The sequence below is a fragment of the Ulvibacter sp. 2305UL32-6 genome (genome assembly GCF_058148545.1).
In genome coordinates, this window is the sequence record NZ_JBYVKA010000005.1 from 66,193 (window position 1) to 84,562 (window position 18,370).

Annotated in this window: 17 protein-coding genes; 5 read left to right on the forward strand and 12 right to left on the reverse strand. The window is 37.9% G+C overall.

Annotated features, from left to right (window positions below; translation table 11 throughout):
• Position 1 precedes the first annotated feature (1 nt).
• The 12 genes from rplP to rpsL all read right to left on the reverse strand — a co-directional run bounded on the left by rplP (position 2) and on the right by rpsL (position 7,760).
• Positions 2 to 421 carry a 50S ribosomal protein L16 gene (rplP, locus tag ACY2RU_RS15260; RefSeq protein ID WP_490139349.1) on the reverse strand — a complete coding sequence of 140 codons (420 nt, stop codon included), beginning with the start codon at positions 419 to 421 and terminating at the stop codon, positions 2 to 4.
• A gap of 18 nt (positions 422 to 439) precedes the next feature.
• Entirely contained in the window at positions 440 to 1,165 is a 726-nt protein-coding gene (gene rpsC, locus ACY2RU_RS15265) for a 30S ribosomal protein S3 (protein ID WP_490139350.1), read from the reverse strand.
• A gap of 3 nt (positions 1,166 to 1,168) precedes the next feature.
• A complete protein-coding gene (gene rplV, locus ACY2RU_RS15270) occupies positions 1,169 to 1,579 on the reverse strand; it encodes a 50S ribosomal protein L22 (protein ID WP_490139351.1) in 411 nt (136 codons plus the stop codon).
• A 6-nt stretch (positions 1,580 to 1,585) separates the two neighbouring features.
• Positions 1,586 to 1,864, reverse strand: coding sequence for a 30S ribosomal protein S19 (rpsS, locus tag ACY2RU_RS15275; RefSeq protein WP_490139352.1), 279 nt, complete (start codon positions 1,862 to 1,864; stop codon positions 1,586 to 1,588).
• 3 nt (positions 1,865 to 1,867) lie between these two features.
• Positions 1,868 to 2,692 carry a 50S ribosomal protein L2 gene (gene rplB, locus ACY2RU_RS15280; RefSeq protein ID WP_490139353.1) on the reverse strand — a complete coding sequence of 275 codons (825 nt, stop codon included), beginning with the start codon at positions 2,690 to 2,692 and terminating at the stop codon, positions 1,868 to 1,870.
• Positions 2,693 to 2,719: 27 nt separating this feature from the next.
• Positions 2,720 to 3,010, reverse strand: a complete 291-nt coding sequence (gene rplW, locus ACY2RU_RS15285) for a 50S ribosomal protein L23 (protein ID WP_490139354.1) — start codon at positions 3,008 to 3,010, stop codon at positions 2,720 to 2,722.
• A gap of 7 nt (positions 3,011 to 3,017) precedes the next feature.
• Positions 3,018 to 3,647, reverse strand: coding sequence for a 50S ribosomal protein L4 (gene rplD / locus ACY2RU_RS15290; protein ID WP_490139355.1), 630 nt, complete (start codon positions 3,645 to 3,647; stop codon positions 3,018 to 3,020).
• Positions 3,647 to 4,258, reverse strand: a complete 612-nt coding sequence (gene rplC / locus ACY2RU_RS15295) for a 50S ribosomal protein L3 (protein ID WP_490139356.1) — start codon at positions 4,256 to 4,258, stop codon at positions 3,647 to 3,649. Before rplC ends, rplD begins: the two co-directional genes overlap by 1 nt.
• Positions 4,259 to 4,434: 176 nt before the next feature.
• Positions 4,435 to 4,740, reverse strand: coding sequence for a 30S ribosomal protein S10 (gene rpsJ, locus ACY2RU_RS15300; protein ID WP_010181931.1), 306 nt, complete (start codon positions 4,738 to 4,740; stop codon positions 4,435 to 4,437).
• A 10-nt stretch (positions 4,741 to 4,750) separates the two neighbouring features.
• Positions 4,751 to 6,883 carry an elongation factor G gene (gene fusA, locus ACY2RU_RS15305; protein ID WP_490139357.1) on the reverse strand — a complete coding sequence of 711 codons (2,133 nt, stop codon included), beginning with the start codon at positions 6,881 to 6,883 and terminating at the stop codon, positions 4,751 to 4,753.
• Positions 6,884 to 6,886: 3 nt separating this feature from the next.
• Positions 6,887 to 7,363, reverse strand: a complete 477-nt coding sequence (rpsG, locus tag ACY2RU_RS15310) for a 30S ribosomal protein S7 (RefSeq protein ID WP_490139358.1) — start codon at positions 7,361 to 7,363, stop codon at positions 6,887 to 6,889.
• A gap of 22 nt (positions 7,364 to 7,385) precedes the next feature.
• Entirely contained in the window at positions 7,386 to 7,760 is a 375-nt protein-coding gene (rpsL, locus tag ACY2RU_RS15315; protein ID WP_114492605.1) for a 30S ribosomal protein S12, read from the reverse strand.
• 184 nt (positions 7,761 to 7,944) lie between these two features.
• Here rpsL and ACY2RU_RS15320 point away from each other — a divergent pair, with 184 nt between their 5' ends.
• From ACY2RU_RS15320 to ACY2RU_RS15340, 5 genes are all read left to right on the forward strand, one after another.
• Positions 7,945 to 9,639 (forward strand): BamA/TamA family outer membrane protein, encoded by a 1,695-nt coding sequence (locus ACY2RU_RS15320; protein WP_490139359.1) that lies wholly within the window; start codon positions 7,945 to 7,947, stop codon positions 9,637 to 9,639.
• Positions 9,640 to 9,762: 123 nt separating this feature from the next.
• Positions 9,763 to 12,828: a SusC/RagA family TonB-linked outer membrane protein gene (locus tag ACY2RU_RS15325; protein WP_490139360.1), complete on the forward strand. Its 3,066-nt coding sequence runs from the start codon at positions 9,763 to 9,765 to the stop codon at positions 12,826 to 12,828.
• 12 nt (positions 12,829 to 12,840) lie between these two features.
• Positions 12,841 to 14,262 carry a RagB/SusD family nutrient uptake outer membrane protein gene (locus ACY2RU_RS15330; protein WP_490139361.1) on the forward strand — a complete coding sequence of 474 codons (1,422 nt, stop codon included), beginning with the start codon at positions 12,841 to 12,843 and terminating at the stop codon, positions 14,260 to 14,262.
• Between the two features lie 18 nt (positions 14,263 to 14,280).
• On the forward strand, positions 14,281 to 14,712 hold the full coding sequence (locus tag ACY2RU_RS15335) for a hypothetical protein (protein ID WP_490139362.1): 432 nt from the start codon (positions 14,281 to 14,283) through the stop codon (positions 14,710 to 14,712).
• Positions 14,713 to 15,079: 367 nt separating this feature from the next.
• Positions 15,080 to 18,361, forward strand: coding sequence for a SusC/RagA family TonB-linked outer membrane protein (locus ACY2RU_RS15340; protein WP_490139363.1), 3,282 nt, complete (start codon positions 15,080 to 15,082; stop codon positions 18,359 to 18,361).
• The last annotated feature ends 9 nt before the right edge of the window (positions 18,362 to 18,370 follow it).

The window sequence follows — 18,370 nt, forward strand, 5'->3', positions numbered from 1 at the left end:
ATTAAGCTTGGTAATCTCTAGAGATTATGAATTTTGTTTTTACAGGAAGCTTTTGAGCTGCAAGTCGTAATGCCTCTTTGGCTGTTTCCACAGGTACTCCAGACACTTCAAACAACATTCTACCAGGTTTTACAACAGCTGCCCAATATTCAACTGCACCTTTACCTTTACCCATACGTACTTCAAGAGGTTTCTTTGTAATTGGCTTATCTGGAAAAATCATGATCCAGATAGAACCTTCTCTCTTCATAAAACGTGTGGCGGCAATACGTGCTGCTTCTATTTGACGCGCTGTCAAGAAATTTGAATCTAAAGACTTTATACCAAAGGTACCGTAGGCAAGCTGGTTACCACGACCGGCGTTTCCTTTCATACGGCCTTTTTGTTGTTTACGGAACTTTGTTCTTTTAGGTTGTAACATCTTCTTCTATTTAAAAAATTACTTTCTACGACGTGGTTTGTTGTTGCCACCTCGTCCTCCGGAATTACCACCTTTTCCTCCTTTTTTGTCTAAACCGACTAGGGGAGAAAGTTCTCTTTTTCCATATACTTCGCCTTTCATGATCCATACTTTAACACCCAATCTACCATAGGTAGTGTGCGCCTCAACTAAAGCATAATCAATATCGGCTCTAAATGTTGATAAAGGAATACGACCGTCTTTATAAGACTCCGATCGTGCCATTTCAGCACCATTTAAACGTCCAGAAATCTGAATTTTGATTCCTTCTGCATTCATTCGCATTGCTGCGGCAATAGCCATCTTGATTGCACGACGGTATGAAATTCTATTTTCAATTTGTCTTGCAACACTAGCTCCCACTAAAAATGCATCAAGTTCAGGTCTCTTGATCTCGTGGATGTTGATCTGTACTTCTTTACCTGTAATCTTCTTGAGCTCTTCTTTTAACTTGTCTACCTCTTGACCACCTTTCCCGATAATAATACCAGGTCTTGCAGTAGTGATAGTAACGGTTACAAGTTTAAGCGTACGCTCAATGATTACTCTAGACACACTAGCTTTTGATAAACGAGCGTGAACATATTTTCTAATCTTATCGTCTTCGGCTAATTTATCGCCGTAGTCGTTTCCGCCGTACCAGTTGGATTCCCAACCTCTAATGATACCTAAGCGATTCCCGATTGGATTTGTCTTCTGTCCCATTTATTAATTACTTTGTGTGTTATCGTTAGCTCCTAAAACCAATGTAACATGGTTGGAACGTTTTCTAATTCTGTGTGCACGACCCTGAGGCGCAGTACGAAGTCTCTTCAACATCGTGCCACTATCTACTCGGATCTCTTTAATGAAAAGATCTGCATCTTCAACAGAAGCATCTTCATTCTTCGCTTGCCAGTTTGCAATTGCAGACAATAGCAATTTCTCTAAACGTTTTGAAGCTTCTTTTGAGCTAAATCTTAACAAGTTAAGCGCTTTATCTGCCTTCTCACCGCGAACTAAATCTGCCATAAGACGCATTTTTCTTGGTGATGTAGGACAATTATTCAATTTAGCGAAGTACTGAGTTTTCTTTGCCTCTTTGATTTGTTCTGCTCTTTCTCTTTTACGAACTCCCATGGCCTATTATTTTTTACCTTTATTTTTTGCACCAGCATGACCACGGAATGATCTCGTAGGTGAAAATTCTCCTAGTTTATGTCCTACCATGTTTTCTGTAACATATACAGGAACAAATTGTTTCCCGTTATGTACCGCGATGGTTTGCCCAACGAAATCTGGAGTTATCATAGAAGCTCTTGACCAAGTCTTGATCACGGTCTTCTTATTTGAATCCACATTTTGTTGTACTTTCTTGTCTAACTTGTAGTGAACGTACGGTCCTTTTTTTAATGATCTTGCCATAGCTTATTTCTTTCTACGTTCAATGATATATTTATTACTCGCTTTTGTTTTAGAACGGGTTCTAAATCCTTTAGCTGGAATACCGTTTCTAGAACGTGGATGCCCACCTGAAGATTTCCCTTCACCACCACCCATTGGGTGATCAACTGGGTTCATCACAACTGGTCTCGTTCTTGGTCTTCTACCTAACCATCTAGATCTACCCGCCTTACCAGAAACTAACAACTGATGATCACTGTTTGAAACAGCACCAATAGTCGCCATACATGTTACTAATATTAAACGTGTTTCTCCTGAAGGCAATTTCACTGTAGCATACTTACCATCACGTGCCATAAGCTGTGCAAAAGCACCAGCACTACGTGCTAATACAGCACCTTGACCTGGATGTAATTCGATACATGAAATAATAGTACCAAGTGGAATACTTGACAATAACATTGAATTTCCAATTTCTGGAGCGGTTGATTCACCTGAAACAATATTTTGTCCTACTTGAAGACCGTTTTGTGCAATAACATAACGCTTTTCACCATCTTGATAGTTTAATAAAGCGATAAATGCTGTACGGTTTGGATCGTATTCTATAGACGCTACAGTTGCAGGAATTCCTGCCTTTTCGCGTTTGAAGTCGATAATTCGATATTTCTTTTTGTGACCACCACCTATATAGCGCATGGTCATTTTTCCTTGACTGTTTCTACCACCAGATCTCTTGTTCGGAACGAGTAAACTCTTTTCCGGCTTATCAGTTGTAATGGCGTCAAAACCGTTAACAACTCTAAAACGCTGACCTGGGGTGATAGGTTTTAATTTTCTTACTGACATTTTTGTCTAATTAGATCTAAGCAGAGCTTAGATGTTATTGTAAAAATCTATTGTATCACCTTCCGCCACCTGTACAATTGCTTTTTTATAAGCATTTGTTTTACCAGTCTGGACACCCGTTTTTGTATAACGAGTCTTCCTGTTAGGGCGGACATTTAATGTGCGAACTTTTTCAACAGAAACACCGTAAGCAGCCTCAACTGCTTTCTTGATTTCTACCTTATTCGCCTTTGGGTTTACAACAAAACCGTAGCGGTTGTTAACTTCCGCATCGTTTGTCGCTTTTTCCGTAATAATAGGTTTTATTAAGATACTCATCTTGTTTCTATTTACTTAAGTTTGACTCAATTCCTTCCAAAGAACCTTCAAATAACACAACGCTATTTGCATTCAAAATTTGATAAGTACTTAAATGTGAGTTAGTTACAACTTCTGTACCTTTCAAATTTCGCGAAGACAAATATACATTATTATTCGACTCTCCCAACACAAACAAAGATTTTTTATTGTCAAGACCTAAGGTCTTTAAAACAGTAATGAAATCTTTTGTCTTTGGAGCATCAAAATTTAGATCCTCTAACACCATGATGGCCTTGTCATTAGCCTTCATACTGAGGGCAGATTTACGAGCAAGACGCTTTAGGTTTTTATTCAATTTAAATGAGTAATTTCTAGGTCTTGGTCCGAACATACGTCCACCCCCTTTAAATACTCCAGATTTGATACTTCCCGCACGGGCAGTACCAGTTCCTTTTTGTTTCTTAATCTTTCTGGTTGAACCAGTGATTTCAGCACGCTCTTTTGCTTTGTGCGTTCCTTGGCGCTGATTTGCCAAGTACTGCTTCACATCAAGGTATACAGCGTGATTATTAGGCTCAATTCCAAACACATCTTGAGAAAGTTCAACCTTTCTACCTGTGTCTTTTCCGTTAATATCTAATACAGCTACCTTCATTATTTCTGAATCATTACATAAGCGTTCTTATGTCCAGGTACACACCCTTTCACAACAAGTAAGTTCTTTTCAGCAACTACTTTCAACACTTTTAAGTTTTGTACTTTCACCTTTTCATTCCCCATTTGACCGGCCATCTTCATTCCCTTGAAAACTCTCGCAGGATATGATGCCGCACCAATAGAACCCGGCGCTCTTAAACGGTTATGTTGACCGTGCGTCGCTTGACCCACACCACCAAAACCATGGCGTTTTACAACCCCTTGAAAACCCTTACCTTTTGAAGTTCCTGAAATATCAACGAACTCTCCTTCAGCAAAATGATCTACAGTGATTGTATCACCTAATTTGTACTCCGCATCAAAACCTTTGAATTCGGCGACTTTCCGTTTTGCAACGGTTCCTGCTTTTTTCGCATGCCCTTCAGCAGCTTTGATCGCAGTCTTTTTGTCATCGAAACCGAGTTGAAGAGCTTCATAGCCGTCAACTTCGTTGGTTCTGACTTGGGTAACAACACAAGGGCCCGCTTCAATAACGGTACAAGGCATATTCTTACCTTTCTCGTCAAAGATGCTGGTCATCCCTATCTTTCTTCCAATTAACCCAGACATAATTTATTATTTATTGATTATTACTATTTTTTATTATTGCTTCTGAAATCTTCGCTACCGAAACCTTTTCAGAAAAAAACAGGGTCAAAATAAATTCAACCCTGAATGTTATTTTGTTACCGTTTTTCCCTCGCACGCAGCTCAGGACATGTCTTCCGAATTGCTTCGGAAAGCAATTACACTTTGATCTCTACTTCTACACCACTTGGCAACTCCAATTTCATTAGAGCGTCAATTGTTTTTGAAGAAGAACTGTAGATGTCCAATAAGCGCTTGTAAGAACTCAATTGAAACTGCTCTCTACTCTTCTTGTTTACGTGCGGTGAACGCAATACTGTAAAGATTTTTTTATGTGTTGGTAAAGGTATTGGTCCTGTTACTACAGCACCTGTACTCTTTACGGTCTTTACGATTTTCTCAGCAGATTTGTCCACTAAATTATGATCGTACGATTTTAACTTAATTCTAATTTTTTGACTCATTGCTGAAATATTATACGTTAGCGGTTCCTCTTGCTGCTGCGATCACTTCTTCTGAAATATTAGAAGGTGTTTCAGCATAGTGTGAAAATTCCATAGTTGATGTTGCTCTACCTGAAGATAACGTTCTCAATGTGGTTACATAACCGAACATTTCAGAAAGTGGCACTTCAGCTTTAACAACTTTGGCTCCTGCTCTATCGCCCATGTCATTTACTTGACCACGACGACGGTTTAAGTCACCAACAATATCACCCATGTTTTCTTCTGGAGTAATTACCTCCAACTTCATGATAGGCTCAAGAATTACAGCTCCTGCTTTTTTAGCTACTGCTTTAAAGCCCATTTTAGCTGCAAGTTCAAAAGAAAGTGCATCTGAATCCACAGGGTGGAAAGATCCGTCTTTCAATGTAACCTTTAAACTATCAACTTCAAATCCAGCTAATGGTCCATTGACCATTGCCATCTTGAAACCTTTCTCTACTGATGGAATAAATTCTTTTGGAACGTTTCCACCTTTAATTTTATTTTCAAATTCAAGACCTTCTTTACCATCTTCTGCTGGTCCTAATGTAAATACGATATCAGCAAATTTACCACGACCACCAGATTGTTTCTTGTACACTTCTCTGTGATCCGCTTCACGGGTTACAGCTTCTTTGTACTCAACTTGTGGTGCTCCTTGGTTTACTTCAACCTTGAATTCACGTCTAAGACGGTCTACAATAATATCTAAGTGAAGTTCACCCATTCCAGAAATAATAGTCTGGCCAGATGCTTCATCAGTACGCACTGTAAAAGTAGGATCTTCTTCAGCGAGCTTTCCTAAGGCCATACCTAGTTTATCAACATCGGCTTTTGTCTTAGGCTCAACAGCAATACCAATTACGGGATCCGGGAAGTCCATACTTTCAAGAACAATTGGGTGCTTTTCATCAGACATAGTATCACCAGTCTTGATATCTTTAAATCCAACTGCTGCTCCAATATCACCCGCTTCGATAAAATCGATCGCGTTTTGTTTATTAGAGTGCATCTGATAGATACGAGAGATACGCTCTTTTTTTCCTGAACGGTTGTTCAAGATGTAAGAACCTGCATCAAGTCTACCTGAATAAGCACGGAAGAATGCCAAACGACCCACAAAAGGATCGGTAGCGATCTTAAATGCTAAAGCAGCGAACGGCTCATTAACATCTGGCTTACGCAATTCTTGTTTTTCAGTATCAGGATTAATACCAATGATACCTTCTTTATCTGTAGGAGATGGCAAGTAACGACAAACAGCATCCAATAAGAATTGAACTCCTTTGTTTTTAAATGCAGATCCACAGATCATTGGAATGATAGACATATCCATTACAGCAGCACGAAGAGCAGCATGCACTTCATCTTCAGTAATAGAATCTTCATCCTCCATATATTTTTCAAGCAAGCTCTCGTCATACGCAGCAACTTCTTCAATAAGAAGACCACGATACTTTCTTGCTTCAGCTTTCATATCGTCCGGAATATCTACTACATCAAAAGTAGCTCCCATAGACTCATCATGCCAGATGATCGCTCGGTTTTTTACCAAATCAACCACACCTTTAAAGTCACCTTCATCACCAATATTCAATACAATTGGCACAGCATTAGACTTCAACATATCTTTAACCTGCTGACAAACTGCCAAAAAGTTAGATCCTTGACGGTCCATTTTATTAACAAAACCAATACGTGGTACTTTGTAGTTATCAGCAAGTCTCCAGTTAGTCTCAGACTGTGGCTCAACGCCATCAACCGCACTAAACAAGAATACTAAACCATCTAACACACGTAACGATCTATTTACCTCTACAGTAAAATCAACGTGACCAGGAGTATCAATAATATTAAAGTGGTAATCTTTTGTATCTGGTGTTGGCTCTGCATTTTCCAAAGGAAACTTCCAAGTACAAGTTGTTGCAGCAGACGTAATAGTAATACCACGTTCTTGCTCTTGCTCCATCCAGTCCATCGTTGCAGCACCATCGTGTACTTCACCAATCTTATGACTTACCCCTGTATAATAAAGGATACGCTCTGTAGTTGTAGTTTTACCAGCATCAATATGCGCAGCAATACCTATATTTCTCGTAAATTTTAAATCTCTTTGTCCCATTTTTTAGAATCTGAAATGTGAGAATGCTTTGTTTGCTTCAGCCATCTTGTGAGTATCTGTACGTTTCTTCACTGCAGCTCCTTCTTCTTTAGATGCAGCTAAAATTTCAGCTGCCAATTTTTGCGCCATCGACTTTTCGTTTCTCTTACGAGAGAAAAGGATCAACCACTTCATAGCAGTTGAGATCTTGCGATCTGGACGTATTTGCATAGGAATTTGAAAGGTTGCCCCACCAACTCTACGACTACGAACCTCTACGTGAGGCATTACATTTGAAAGTGCGTCTTTCCACACTTCCAAACCTGATTTTTCTTCGTCTGTTTTTTTCTCTTCTACAATGTCAATTGCATCGTAAAACACTTTAAAAGCAACCGATTTCTTACCATCCCACATCAAGTTATTTACAAAACGTGTCACCAACTGGTCATTAAACCTTGGATCTGGTAAAAGCGGTCTCTTTTTTGCTGCTCTTTTTCTCATGTCTTCTCTTTAAAAGTTTTTTTTACTTCTTTGGGCGTTTTGCACCATACTTAGATCTACGTTGTGTTCTACCTTCAACACCAGCGGTGTCTAAAGCTCCACGAACGATGTGATATCTAACTCCTGGCAAATCTTTTACCCTTCCACCTCTAACCAATACTATCGAGTGCTCTTGTAAATTGTGACCTTCACCAGGGATGTATGCGTTTACTTCTTTACCATTAGTCAACCTTACCCTTGCTACTTTACGCATAGCTGAGTTTGGTTTCTTTGGTGTAGTAGTATATACACGCGTACAAACACCTCGTCTTTGAGGGCACGAATCTAGAGCGGCCGATTTACTCTTCTTGGTTATTTTGGACCTTCCTTTTCGTACTAATTGTGAAATTGTTGGCATATAAAATATGTATTATACTTAATTTAATATAAAATACCCCTTTTTAAGGGCTTGCAAAAATAGAAATAATATTGGAAGTATCAAACCATTACAGACTAATTTTATCATACAAATTATTATTTTCTGATAACCATATTAAAAAACAAGTTGAAGCGTTAGCTTTACAGACAAAAACTACCGCTTTTTGAAGTACATATTTTACATATTTTTATACCTTAATATATATACTATTTTTTCTTCGGAAGGGATAGCGCAACAACTTTATCTTGAGATCAAGGCAGAAACCGATGTTTCAGAAGCCCTCTTAGACTCCCTTTCGGTTACACGAAATTTTGAAAATTATATTGCTTTAAAGTCTGAGACCGATTCTTTACAAGTTCGATTACTGCGCTATGGTTATATTGAAAGTCGTTTAGACACACTGGTCAAATACAATGATTCTGTTTACACGGCCAACTTCTTCTTCGGAAGGAAATTCAATGTCGTTAAGGTGTATTACAATTCGGATGAATTTAGCAAAAAGGAACTTCAGCGAGTCACTTCCGATATCACAGATACCTATTTTACGATCCCCTTTAGCGAAATAGAAATCGCTCTTCAGAAGTTAAACGAAATCAAAACTGAAAAAGGAGACGCCTTCGCCTCTACTCGTCTCAAAAATATTTCCGTAGAGAACAATACTTTGGCCGCAACCATAGACCTACAATCTGGAACCCAAAAAACAGTTGATGCTATTGTTGTAAAAGGATATGATAAATTTCCAAAATCCTTCCTTAAATATTATGCGGGAGTTAAAATAGGTAAGCCCTTCAGCAAACAAAAGATCATTAGCCAAAATGCCGTGATCAACAATCTTGGTTTTGCAACAAGCATCAAACCCCCAGAGACTCTTTTTGAAAAAGACAGCACAACCGTTTATTTTTACTTTAAAAAGCAACCTAACAATCTATTTGATGGTGTGATCGGGTTTGCAACAGACGAGGATACAAACAAATTAATCTTTAATGGTTATTTAGACCTTGTTTTAAACAACAACCTCAATTTTGGCGAACAGTTTAGCTTAAATTATAAGTCGGATGGAAACGATCAGCAAAATTTTAAGGTAAACACCAAATTACCCTATCTTTTTAAATCACCTGTTGGACTCGAACTTGAATTAAATATTTTTAAACGAGACACCACTTTTGTAACTACAGAGCAAAAAGCTTTGGCTACCTATCAACTGAACACTTCGTCTACAGCCTTTGGCGGCTATAAAAGCTATGAGTCGAGTAATCTTGCAGACGCAAATTTAGGCGGAACTGCAGTAACCGACTACAAGGCTGATTTTGTTGTTACCGGACTTGATTACAAGAAATCACAACCCTCTACGCTATTTCCTTTTAAAACGAATGTGATAATTACTTCGGAAATAGGCAAACGTGCTTCTGAAGGGATGTCTGAAAATCAGCAAAAATTTAGCGCAACAGCCAGCCATATCATCAACTTAAATTATAAGAACTCGGTTTATCTAAAAAGCAGCAGCAGCATTTTACTGAGTGAAACCTTTCTAACGAATGAACTATTTCGTTTTGGTGGAATTACAAGTATTCGGGGATTTGACGAAAATAGCATCGATGCTTCCCTCCTGTCTGTTCTAAATACAGAATACCGATATCAAGTAAACGAAGGCGCCTATATACACAGCGTTATTGATTTTGGATATTTTAAAAATGAAGTTGCTATAATTACCGAAAAATTGTATAGTTTTGGCGCTGGAATTGGCTTGGCCACCAAAGCCGGTGTATTTAGGCTTATTGTTGCTAACGGAAATACAGAAAAACAGACCTTTAGCTTCAATAACACCAAAATTCATCTTAGCTTATCTTCGCGATTTTAAAACTTAGATAGGTAAAACCCGATAATATGTATAGGGGTTTTTCCTATATTTTAACGTTTAAAAAGTTGCAAGACTAAGAATTTATGGTCAAATTTGAACTGAATTAATTTAAACAACAAAAGTATGAAACAAAAGTACACAGTTATGCTATCGGTGTTATTGTTATTTTTTGTGCAAATCTCTTTTGCTCAAGACAAAACAGTTACCGGTACAATAACAGACGACAATGGCGTGCCGCTCCCTGGAGTGAACATTATTATTAAGAATACCAGCTCTGGTACGCAAAGTGATTTTGATGGAAACTATTCCATCACAACCGCTGTAGGAAAAACATTAGTTTTTAGTTATGTGGGTTTTGAAACCCAAGAAGTTAAAGTAAATGTTTCTAATACAATCAATGTCACCTTAAAAGAAGGGGCTTTATTACAAGAAGTAGTGATTACAGGTTACTCAAGTAATAAGAAAGATGTACTTACATCTGCCGTTTCATTGGTAACGGCTGCCGAAATTGAAGAATTGGTTTCAACCACATCGGTGGATAACCTTATTCAAGGTAAGGCTGCTGGGGTTCAAGTAACCGCAGCAAACGGTAAGCCTGGTGCTACCGCTTTCGTTCGTATACGGGGAACAACTTCGCTTACTGCTGGTGCTTCTTCACCTTTATATATTGTTGATGGTGCTCCTCTTGACGAGCAGGATCTTAACGGTATTTCTAGTAACGAAATTGAAAGCATCTCTATCCTTAAAGATGCTGCTACAACTTCTATCTACGGTTCACGTGGATCAAATGGGGTTGTTTTGATTACTACTAAAAAAGGTAAAAAGAATAAAGAAGCTACTATTAAAGTAAGCTCTAGATATGGTATTACATCAAAGATCGAAGATAACTGGACGATGATGAATGCCGAGCAATTATTGCGTTATGAAGCTGAAATGTATGCTTTAGGAGTTGGACAAGCTAGTCTTCCGGGTGTTTCAGCAACACCAGAAGAAAAAGCCTTCTTAATTGCTAATCAATTAGACTGGGAAGACCGCATCTTAAGACAAGGTGTTGTTCAATCAAACAATGTATCTTTTTCTGGTGGTGAAGAAAAGAGTGATTATTACTTCTCTCTTGGTCATGACAGAAACACAGGTATTATTGACGGTGTTAGTGGTTTTGAAAGACTTAGTGGACGTTTAAACGTAAACTTCGAAGCTAAAAAATGGTTAGACGTTGGTGCTAGTATTGGTTATTCAAGATCTATTTCTGATGAGCCACGTGATAGAAACAACGTGCAGAACCCATTTAGAGCGATGTATGATTACAATCCGTATGAAACAGAATTCTTACTTGATGAAGACGGAAATGTTATACTAGATGAAAACGGTGACCCACAGTATAACTTTGGTAGTACTGGTTTCTTAGTAACAGAAGCAATTGCAACAACACCAGAAGTTGAAATTCAAAACTTAACGTTGTTTAGTACTTATGCAACTGCTAAATTTTCAGATCGATTGAGCTATAGAGTTCAATTCTCTTTAAATCATGAAAACTATCGTAGAGAATACTACGTACAACCAGGAAACAATTTGGATATCATTGTTGGAAATCCAAACTTCCCAGGGATTAAAACAGACAACGGTTTTCAAGAAGTAGATTATACAATTAGTAATACTTTGAACTATAACTACACTAGTGATACTCACAACTTAAATGCTTACGGTTTATTCGAATTCAATCAAAACGAAGAGAATAGATATAGTGTAAGAAGTAGTGGTTTCGCGTCATCTTTATTAACTACGCAAACAAACGCTGGACGTGTGGATGCAGGTAGTACTAATAGAACTCGAATCACATTATTATCTTATGGTGTATTTGCTAACTACGATTACAAAGAAAAATACTTATTGGCTGCTTCAGCAAGAATAGATGCTTCATCTAACTTTGGTACTGATAATCAATACGGACTTTTCTATAGTGGTAGTTTAGGTTGGAACATCGCCAAAGAAGATTTCTTCGATGTTAGTTGGGTAAATGACTTTAAAATTCGTGCTTCTTACGGTACCGTTGGTAACAGAGGTGCATTAGGTAACTATGCTTCTCAAGGAACTGTAGCTTTTGACTCATATGTTGGAGGAAGTGGAAGTCGCCCAGAAAACATTGCGAATCCTAATTTACAGTGGGAAGAAACAGCTATTACTGATATCGGTATTGAATTAGGTCTTTTTAACAATAGAGTGTCGGCAGTGTTCGATTACTTTGAAAAGACAACAGACAAGCTTCTTTTCAGCGTTCCTGCTCCTGATGAATCGGGTATCCCTGGTTTTTCTATCAACAGTAACTTAGGTAAAATTGAAAACAAAGGTTTTGAAGTTGAATTAACTGCAGATGTTGTACGTAATGACAACTGGAAATGGACAGTTGGTGGAAACGTTGGATTTATTCAAAACAAAATTTTGGAGCTTCCTGACAATGATGGTGATGGTGTTGGTGACGATATTGAACCAAACACATTCAACACTTTGTTTAGAGAAGGTGAAGAGATCAACGCATTTTTCTTAACACGTTATGCAGGTATTGACCCGCAAACTGGTCGCCCTATGTATTATAACGCTGCTGGTGAAATTGTTACTGCTGATCTTTTAACTGATGACGATACAGTTTTATTAGACAAGTCTCCAACGCCAGATTTTGAAGGTGGATTCTTTACTAATGTTACTTACAAAGGATTTGGATTACGTACTGACTGGGTATTTAGAGGTGGTAACTACATCAACAACTTCGTAAGAAGTAACATTACCGCTGATGGAACAAACCCTGGATTCAACCAAGCTACAGCAGCATTTAACTACTGGAAAAAGCCTGGTGACACCAATGTACTTCCAAACCCTATTTATGGAGATGAAGCACAAACAATTGTTAGTGATCGATTCCTTGAAAAAGGTGATTTCATTCGTTTACGTAACGTAACTTTATCTTATACTGTACCAAGAAAGTACTTAGAGAAAGTTCCATTTAATTCATTTAGAATCTACGCACAGGGTCAGAACCTATTGACATTCTCAGATTTCTTCGGAGATCCTGAAGTTGGTATTTCATCTGGTGAAACGATTGATCAAGGTGCTGCGGTAGCTCCAGGTGAAGCTACTTTGTATAGCTACCCAACTTTGAAGTCAGTTTCTGTAGGAGTAGATATCTCATTCTAAAAAAAAAAAATTATGAAAAACATATATATTAAAATAACAGCAGTATTGGCCTTGGCCTTTGCTGTCAGTTCATGCGAAAATGAATTGAACCAGATTCCGTTCGACGAATTTGGTGTTGAAAATGCCTATGTTACCGCAGCAGATTTCGAGAATGCAATCAGAGGTAATTATTTAGGCCTAACAGGAACTTCATATTATGGAGGAGCGTTTCTTTCTGTACCAGATGTACTTTCAGACAACGTAACTTTATCTGAATATGGCCGTCAAACTAAAACTATCCTTCACGAATGGCGTTATGACGCAAATTCAGGATACAGAGGCTTGTACCAAAACTGTTACACTACTATATATCGTGCAAACCTTATATTAGAGAACATTGAAAGTTTTGAAGGTGATAACAAAAACAACATCACCGGAGAAGCATTAGCTTTACGTGCCTTAGCACACTTTGACGTTGCACGTACTTTTGCTAAAATCCCTACGCAATCAGCTGATGCAAACGGAAGCTTAGGTGTTGTTTACAGAACAGATACTGATCCATTGGCACAATTGCCAAGAATTTCAGTTGCTGAATCGTACCAAATGATGGTAGATGATCTTGAAATGGCTAAAACGTTAATTAACGATAGCAATCCAGACGCGCGAATGAACAAAGAAGCAGTTTCGCTAATTTTGTCTCGTGTATACCTTTACATGGGTCGCTGGCAAGATGCTATTGATGCAGCAAATGAAGTAACAACAGATGTTGCAGCTAGAGATAATGTAGTAGACGTTTGGACAGACGATAGTAGAGATGGTTTGATATTTTACATTGAAAATGCTGAAGATGTTCTTAACCTTGGTTTAGGGGTAGAATGGAGTCAAGCAGGTCAGAATAACCTGATTCCTGAATATGTTGCTTCTTTCCAATTGAATGCATTATATGACAATGGAAATGACATCCGTAGAGATGCTTATATCTTTGATGGAACTGAAGCCGGTGGAAACCCTGTAAATGGAATTAAAAAGTTGTTAGGAAAAGGAACTACTTTTTCAGGAAAAGTTGATATTAAGCTTTTCCGTGCGGCTGAAGCATCTCTTAACAGAGCTGAAGCACATTTTGCACTTGGTCAAGAAGGACCTGCTCGTGCAGCTTTAGATGAAGTTAGAACACAACGTTACCTTACCCCTCCAGCAGGAGAAACGGGAACAGCTTTACGTGATGCTATTCGTTTAGAGAGAAGATTAGAATTTGCTTTTGAATCACAAAGATTCTTTGACCTTAAGCGATGGGGACTTCCAATCGTAAGAGGATCTGAAGGAGGTAATGCAGATGGAACAGGACAACCATCTAATGCATTATTACTTGACGCAGGTAACTTTAGATTTCAATTACCAATCGATTTATCATCGATCATTGTAAATCCAAATCTTCAACAAAATCCAGGTTACTAATCTTTAAAATATTCTATTATGAAAAATATTAAATTCATACTATTCACAGCTATCCTTGCATTAGCAACGGTTTCCTGTGAAACTTACGACGAGTTTTCAGATTTAGACGTAGCAGACAGAGAGTTATCTGTTGGCTTTACTAAAGGTTCACAAAACGTAACCGTAAATGGAACTAAAGACCAAGCATTACAGGTTTTTGTTTCAGACTTCGCTAGCGTTGATAGAACATATAACGTTGTAGTTATAGCTGAAGGAAGTGAAGTTGCCCCAGAAAACTATACGTTTGACCCTGCGGTAACAATTCCAGCTAACGAAAAATTCGGAGAGTTTGTAATGAGCTTTACAGACGTTTCACTTCAAGCAGAGGCTCAGCCTTTGATTGTCGCTTTTGAAGAATCTTCTGAATACTTTTCAGCAGGAAGAACAACAATGAACGTTAAGAAGAACTAGTCTTTCTAGATTTAACTATCATATTGAAAAGCACCTACATTATGTAGGTGCTTTTTTAGTTTATGTCAATACCATCCAACATCCTATCACTAACTTACAGTAGTCGCCCTCGTTATAATAATTCCGTATAAACCTAAAAAATAACAATTAATTAAACTTATAATTGCCTGCAATCTCAAAAACCAACACCTACTATTATCTCTTTTAAAAAAATATTATAAGCAATTATTACAGTACCACGCATAGAATATAGTCATTCGACAGATTGCTACTTACAATACCCTAAACCAAAATATACTCGTAAAAAGTTGTGTAATTAACTTTTTATTAAGATTTTTGACATTGGCTAATTCAAATAATTTATAAAATGAGAACAAAGTTTAGTGGAATTTTGACGCTATTATTGGCGTTTGTAGTGCAAATATCCTTTGCACAAGAAAAAACTATTTCGGGTAATATCGCTGATGAAAGCGGTTTACCGTTGCCCGGGGTAAACGTAATTGTAAAAGGCACAAGTACGGGAACACAGTCTGACTTTGATGGTAACTACACCATTCAAGCGAATGTTGGACAAGCTCTCGTATACAGCTATGTTGGGTATCAATCGCTTGAGCGCCCAATTACTGCAGGTTCTTCAACAATTTCGATATCGATGGAACCTGACACTGCGGTGTTAAATGAAGTAGTTGTTACTGCTCAGGGAATTTCCAGAGAGAAAAAATCGCTTGGTTATGCTGTTAGTACAGTTTCCAACGAACAAATTGAGCAACGATCCGAAGGTGATGTAGCTCGAGTACTTGAAGGTAAAACTGCTGGGGTTTCTATTACAAACCAAAGTGGTCTTTCTGGATCAGGTACTAGTGTTGTTATTAGAGGATTTAGTTCTTTTAGTAGTAGCAACCAGGCTTTGTTTATTGTAGATGGTGTTCCTTTTAGTAGTGACACTAACTCACAGTCTCAAAATGGTACTGCCGCAAGTTTTGTTGATGGTAACACTGGATCAAGTCGATTTTTAGATTTAGATCCTAACAACATTGAGAGCATCAGTGTTCTTAAAGGTCTTGCAGCAGCAACACTTTATGGTTCTGCTGGACGAAATGGAGTTATTCTTATTACTACCAAAAATGGTAAAACAAAAGAAGGTCCTGCCAAAACAGAAATTGAGATTACACAATCTGTGTTCTTTAACAAGATCGCTTCCTTACCTGACTACCAAAACAGATTTGGTGGTGGTTTTAACCAAGGAGAGGCAGACGGATTTTTCTTCTCAAATTGGGGTCCTGGATTTTACGCAGACGGTTTAGGAGGTTATAACGGAGATCCAACCGTTGACGAAAACGCTACTCTTCCACACCCTTACCTTTCAACTAACTTTACAGAAGATCTTCCTGAAGGTTTTGTACCGGAACGTTATGATTGGAAACCACGTGAAAACGTAACTGAGTTCTTTAGAACTGGTATCATTTCAAATACGAGTGTTAACATTCGCGGTGGTGGTGAAAATGTAACTTATAACACAAACTTTAGTCACTTAGACGAGGTTGGTTTTACACCTGGAAATGGTTTACGCAGAAACACTTTTGGTGTTGGAGGACGTGCTAAATTATCTAACAAATTTACTGTATCGGGTGCGCTTAACTTCGTAAAGAATGATTTTAAAACGCCTCCAGTTGCTGCAAGTGGTGGTAGTGGAGCTCTTGGAACTGGTTCATCAGTTTTTGGAGATGTATTTTATACTCCACGTAGTATTGATCTTATCGGACTTCCATATTCAAACCCCAAAGATGGGTCTAGTATCTACTACCGTACAGGTAACGATATTCAGCATCCACTTTGGACCGTTAACAACGCATCGAACAGTCAGTTGACTCATCGTGTTTTTGGTAACGCAGCCATTCAATATGACTTTACTGATAATTTAAACTTAATCTACCGTGTTGGTGTTGATTATTACAATGAGCGTAATACAAACTATCAGAACAGAGGGGGTCGTAATGACGACGCTACTTACGCATCTGGAGTTTATGCCGTTTGGGATAACAACAATACTATATACGATCACAACGTAATCTTTAGTGGTGATTTTGACCTTTCAGATAAAGTTGGAATGAACTTTAACTTAGGTGGAACTACCAGAGGTACAAGTTTTGATCAAAACGGTTTATTCAGTTCAGGTCAAGTAGTATTTGGTGTGTTACGTCATAATAACTTCCAGAATGTTCAACCTATTCAATACACTGAAGAGAAAAACATTCTTGGTGTATACGGTTCAACATCTTTCGACTACGACAATGCTGTCTATGTTACTGTTTCAGCACGTAATGACTGGGCATCAAACTTCAGTAAGGAAAATCGTAGTTTATTCTATCCTTCAGGAAGTTTAGCGATCATACCAACGCAAATTTTTGACGGACTTCGTTCAGACGGTGGAATTAACTTTCTAAAGATTAGAGCTGGTTACGGTACTTCCGCTAACTTCGACTCTAGTGCTTATCCAGTATTTAACGGATTACAAACTAACACTACAGGATTTGATGCACCGAACTTCGGACAATTAACTACGAATTCAACTTCTAGTTTATTATCAAACCCGAATCTAAAACCAGAACGTCTTTCTGAATTAGAATTTGGTGTTGAAGCAAATCTTTTTAACAGAAGAGTTAATTTAGATGCATCTTACTACGAAAGAACAACTGAAGATCTTATTGTAAATCAACCATTACCTCCATCATCAGGATATACTTCTACGAATACCAATATTGGTAAAATTGAAGGTGACGGTATAGAAGCTTCTATTAACGTTGATATCTTTAAATCTGAAGGAAATGGCTTCTCATGGAACTCAGGTGTAAACTTTACAAAAAGTGAGTCAATTGTAACAGAACTTGTAGAAGGTACAGATCAAATTGTATTTGCTGGTTTCACCAACTTAGGTAATGCTGCTCAAGTAGGACAACAATTAGGTATCATGGTTGGATCACAAATACAACGTGTAGATCAAACAAACCCTGCACTTATTGGAAATGCAATTGTTAACTCAACGGGTGATTATGTTGCTCTTGAACAAACTGAAGATGGTTTAATCCCAATCATTGGAGATCCTAATCCAGATTTCATCATGTCTTATAACAATACTATGAAATTCAAAAATTTCAGTTTAGGCGTATTGGTTACACATCAAAGTGGTGGAGACATCTACTCAGAAACAATTGCTACCCTATTAGGTCGTGGTTTAACTACTGATACACAAGATCGTTTAGGAACTTATATTCTTCCTGGTGTGAATGTTGATGATGATGGCGTTGTAACAGGTGCTAATACCACTAACATTAATAATGCAAACTTCTACTTCAATAATACTTTTGATGCTCCAGATGAGGTTAAAGTATATGATGGGTCTATTATCAGACTTCAGGAAGTATCTCTTGGGTATTCATTCCCTGCAAAAATGCTAGAAAAGACTCCTTTTGGATCTTTCTCTATCAAAGTATCAGGAAACAACCTTTGGTATGATGCATATAATACTCCAGAAGGAACAAACTTCGATTCTAACATCGCAGGTTTAGGAGTTGGAAATGGACGTGGATTTGATTATCTTAACGGACCTAGCTCAAAAAGATATGGTTTCAGTGTAAAAGCTACCTTTTAATAATTTAAT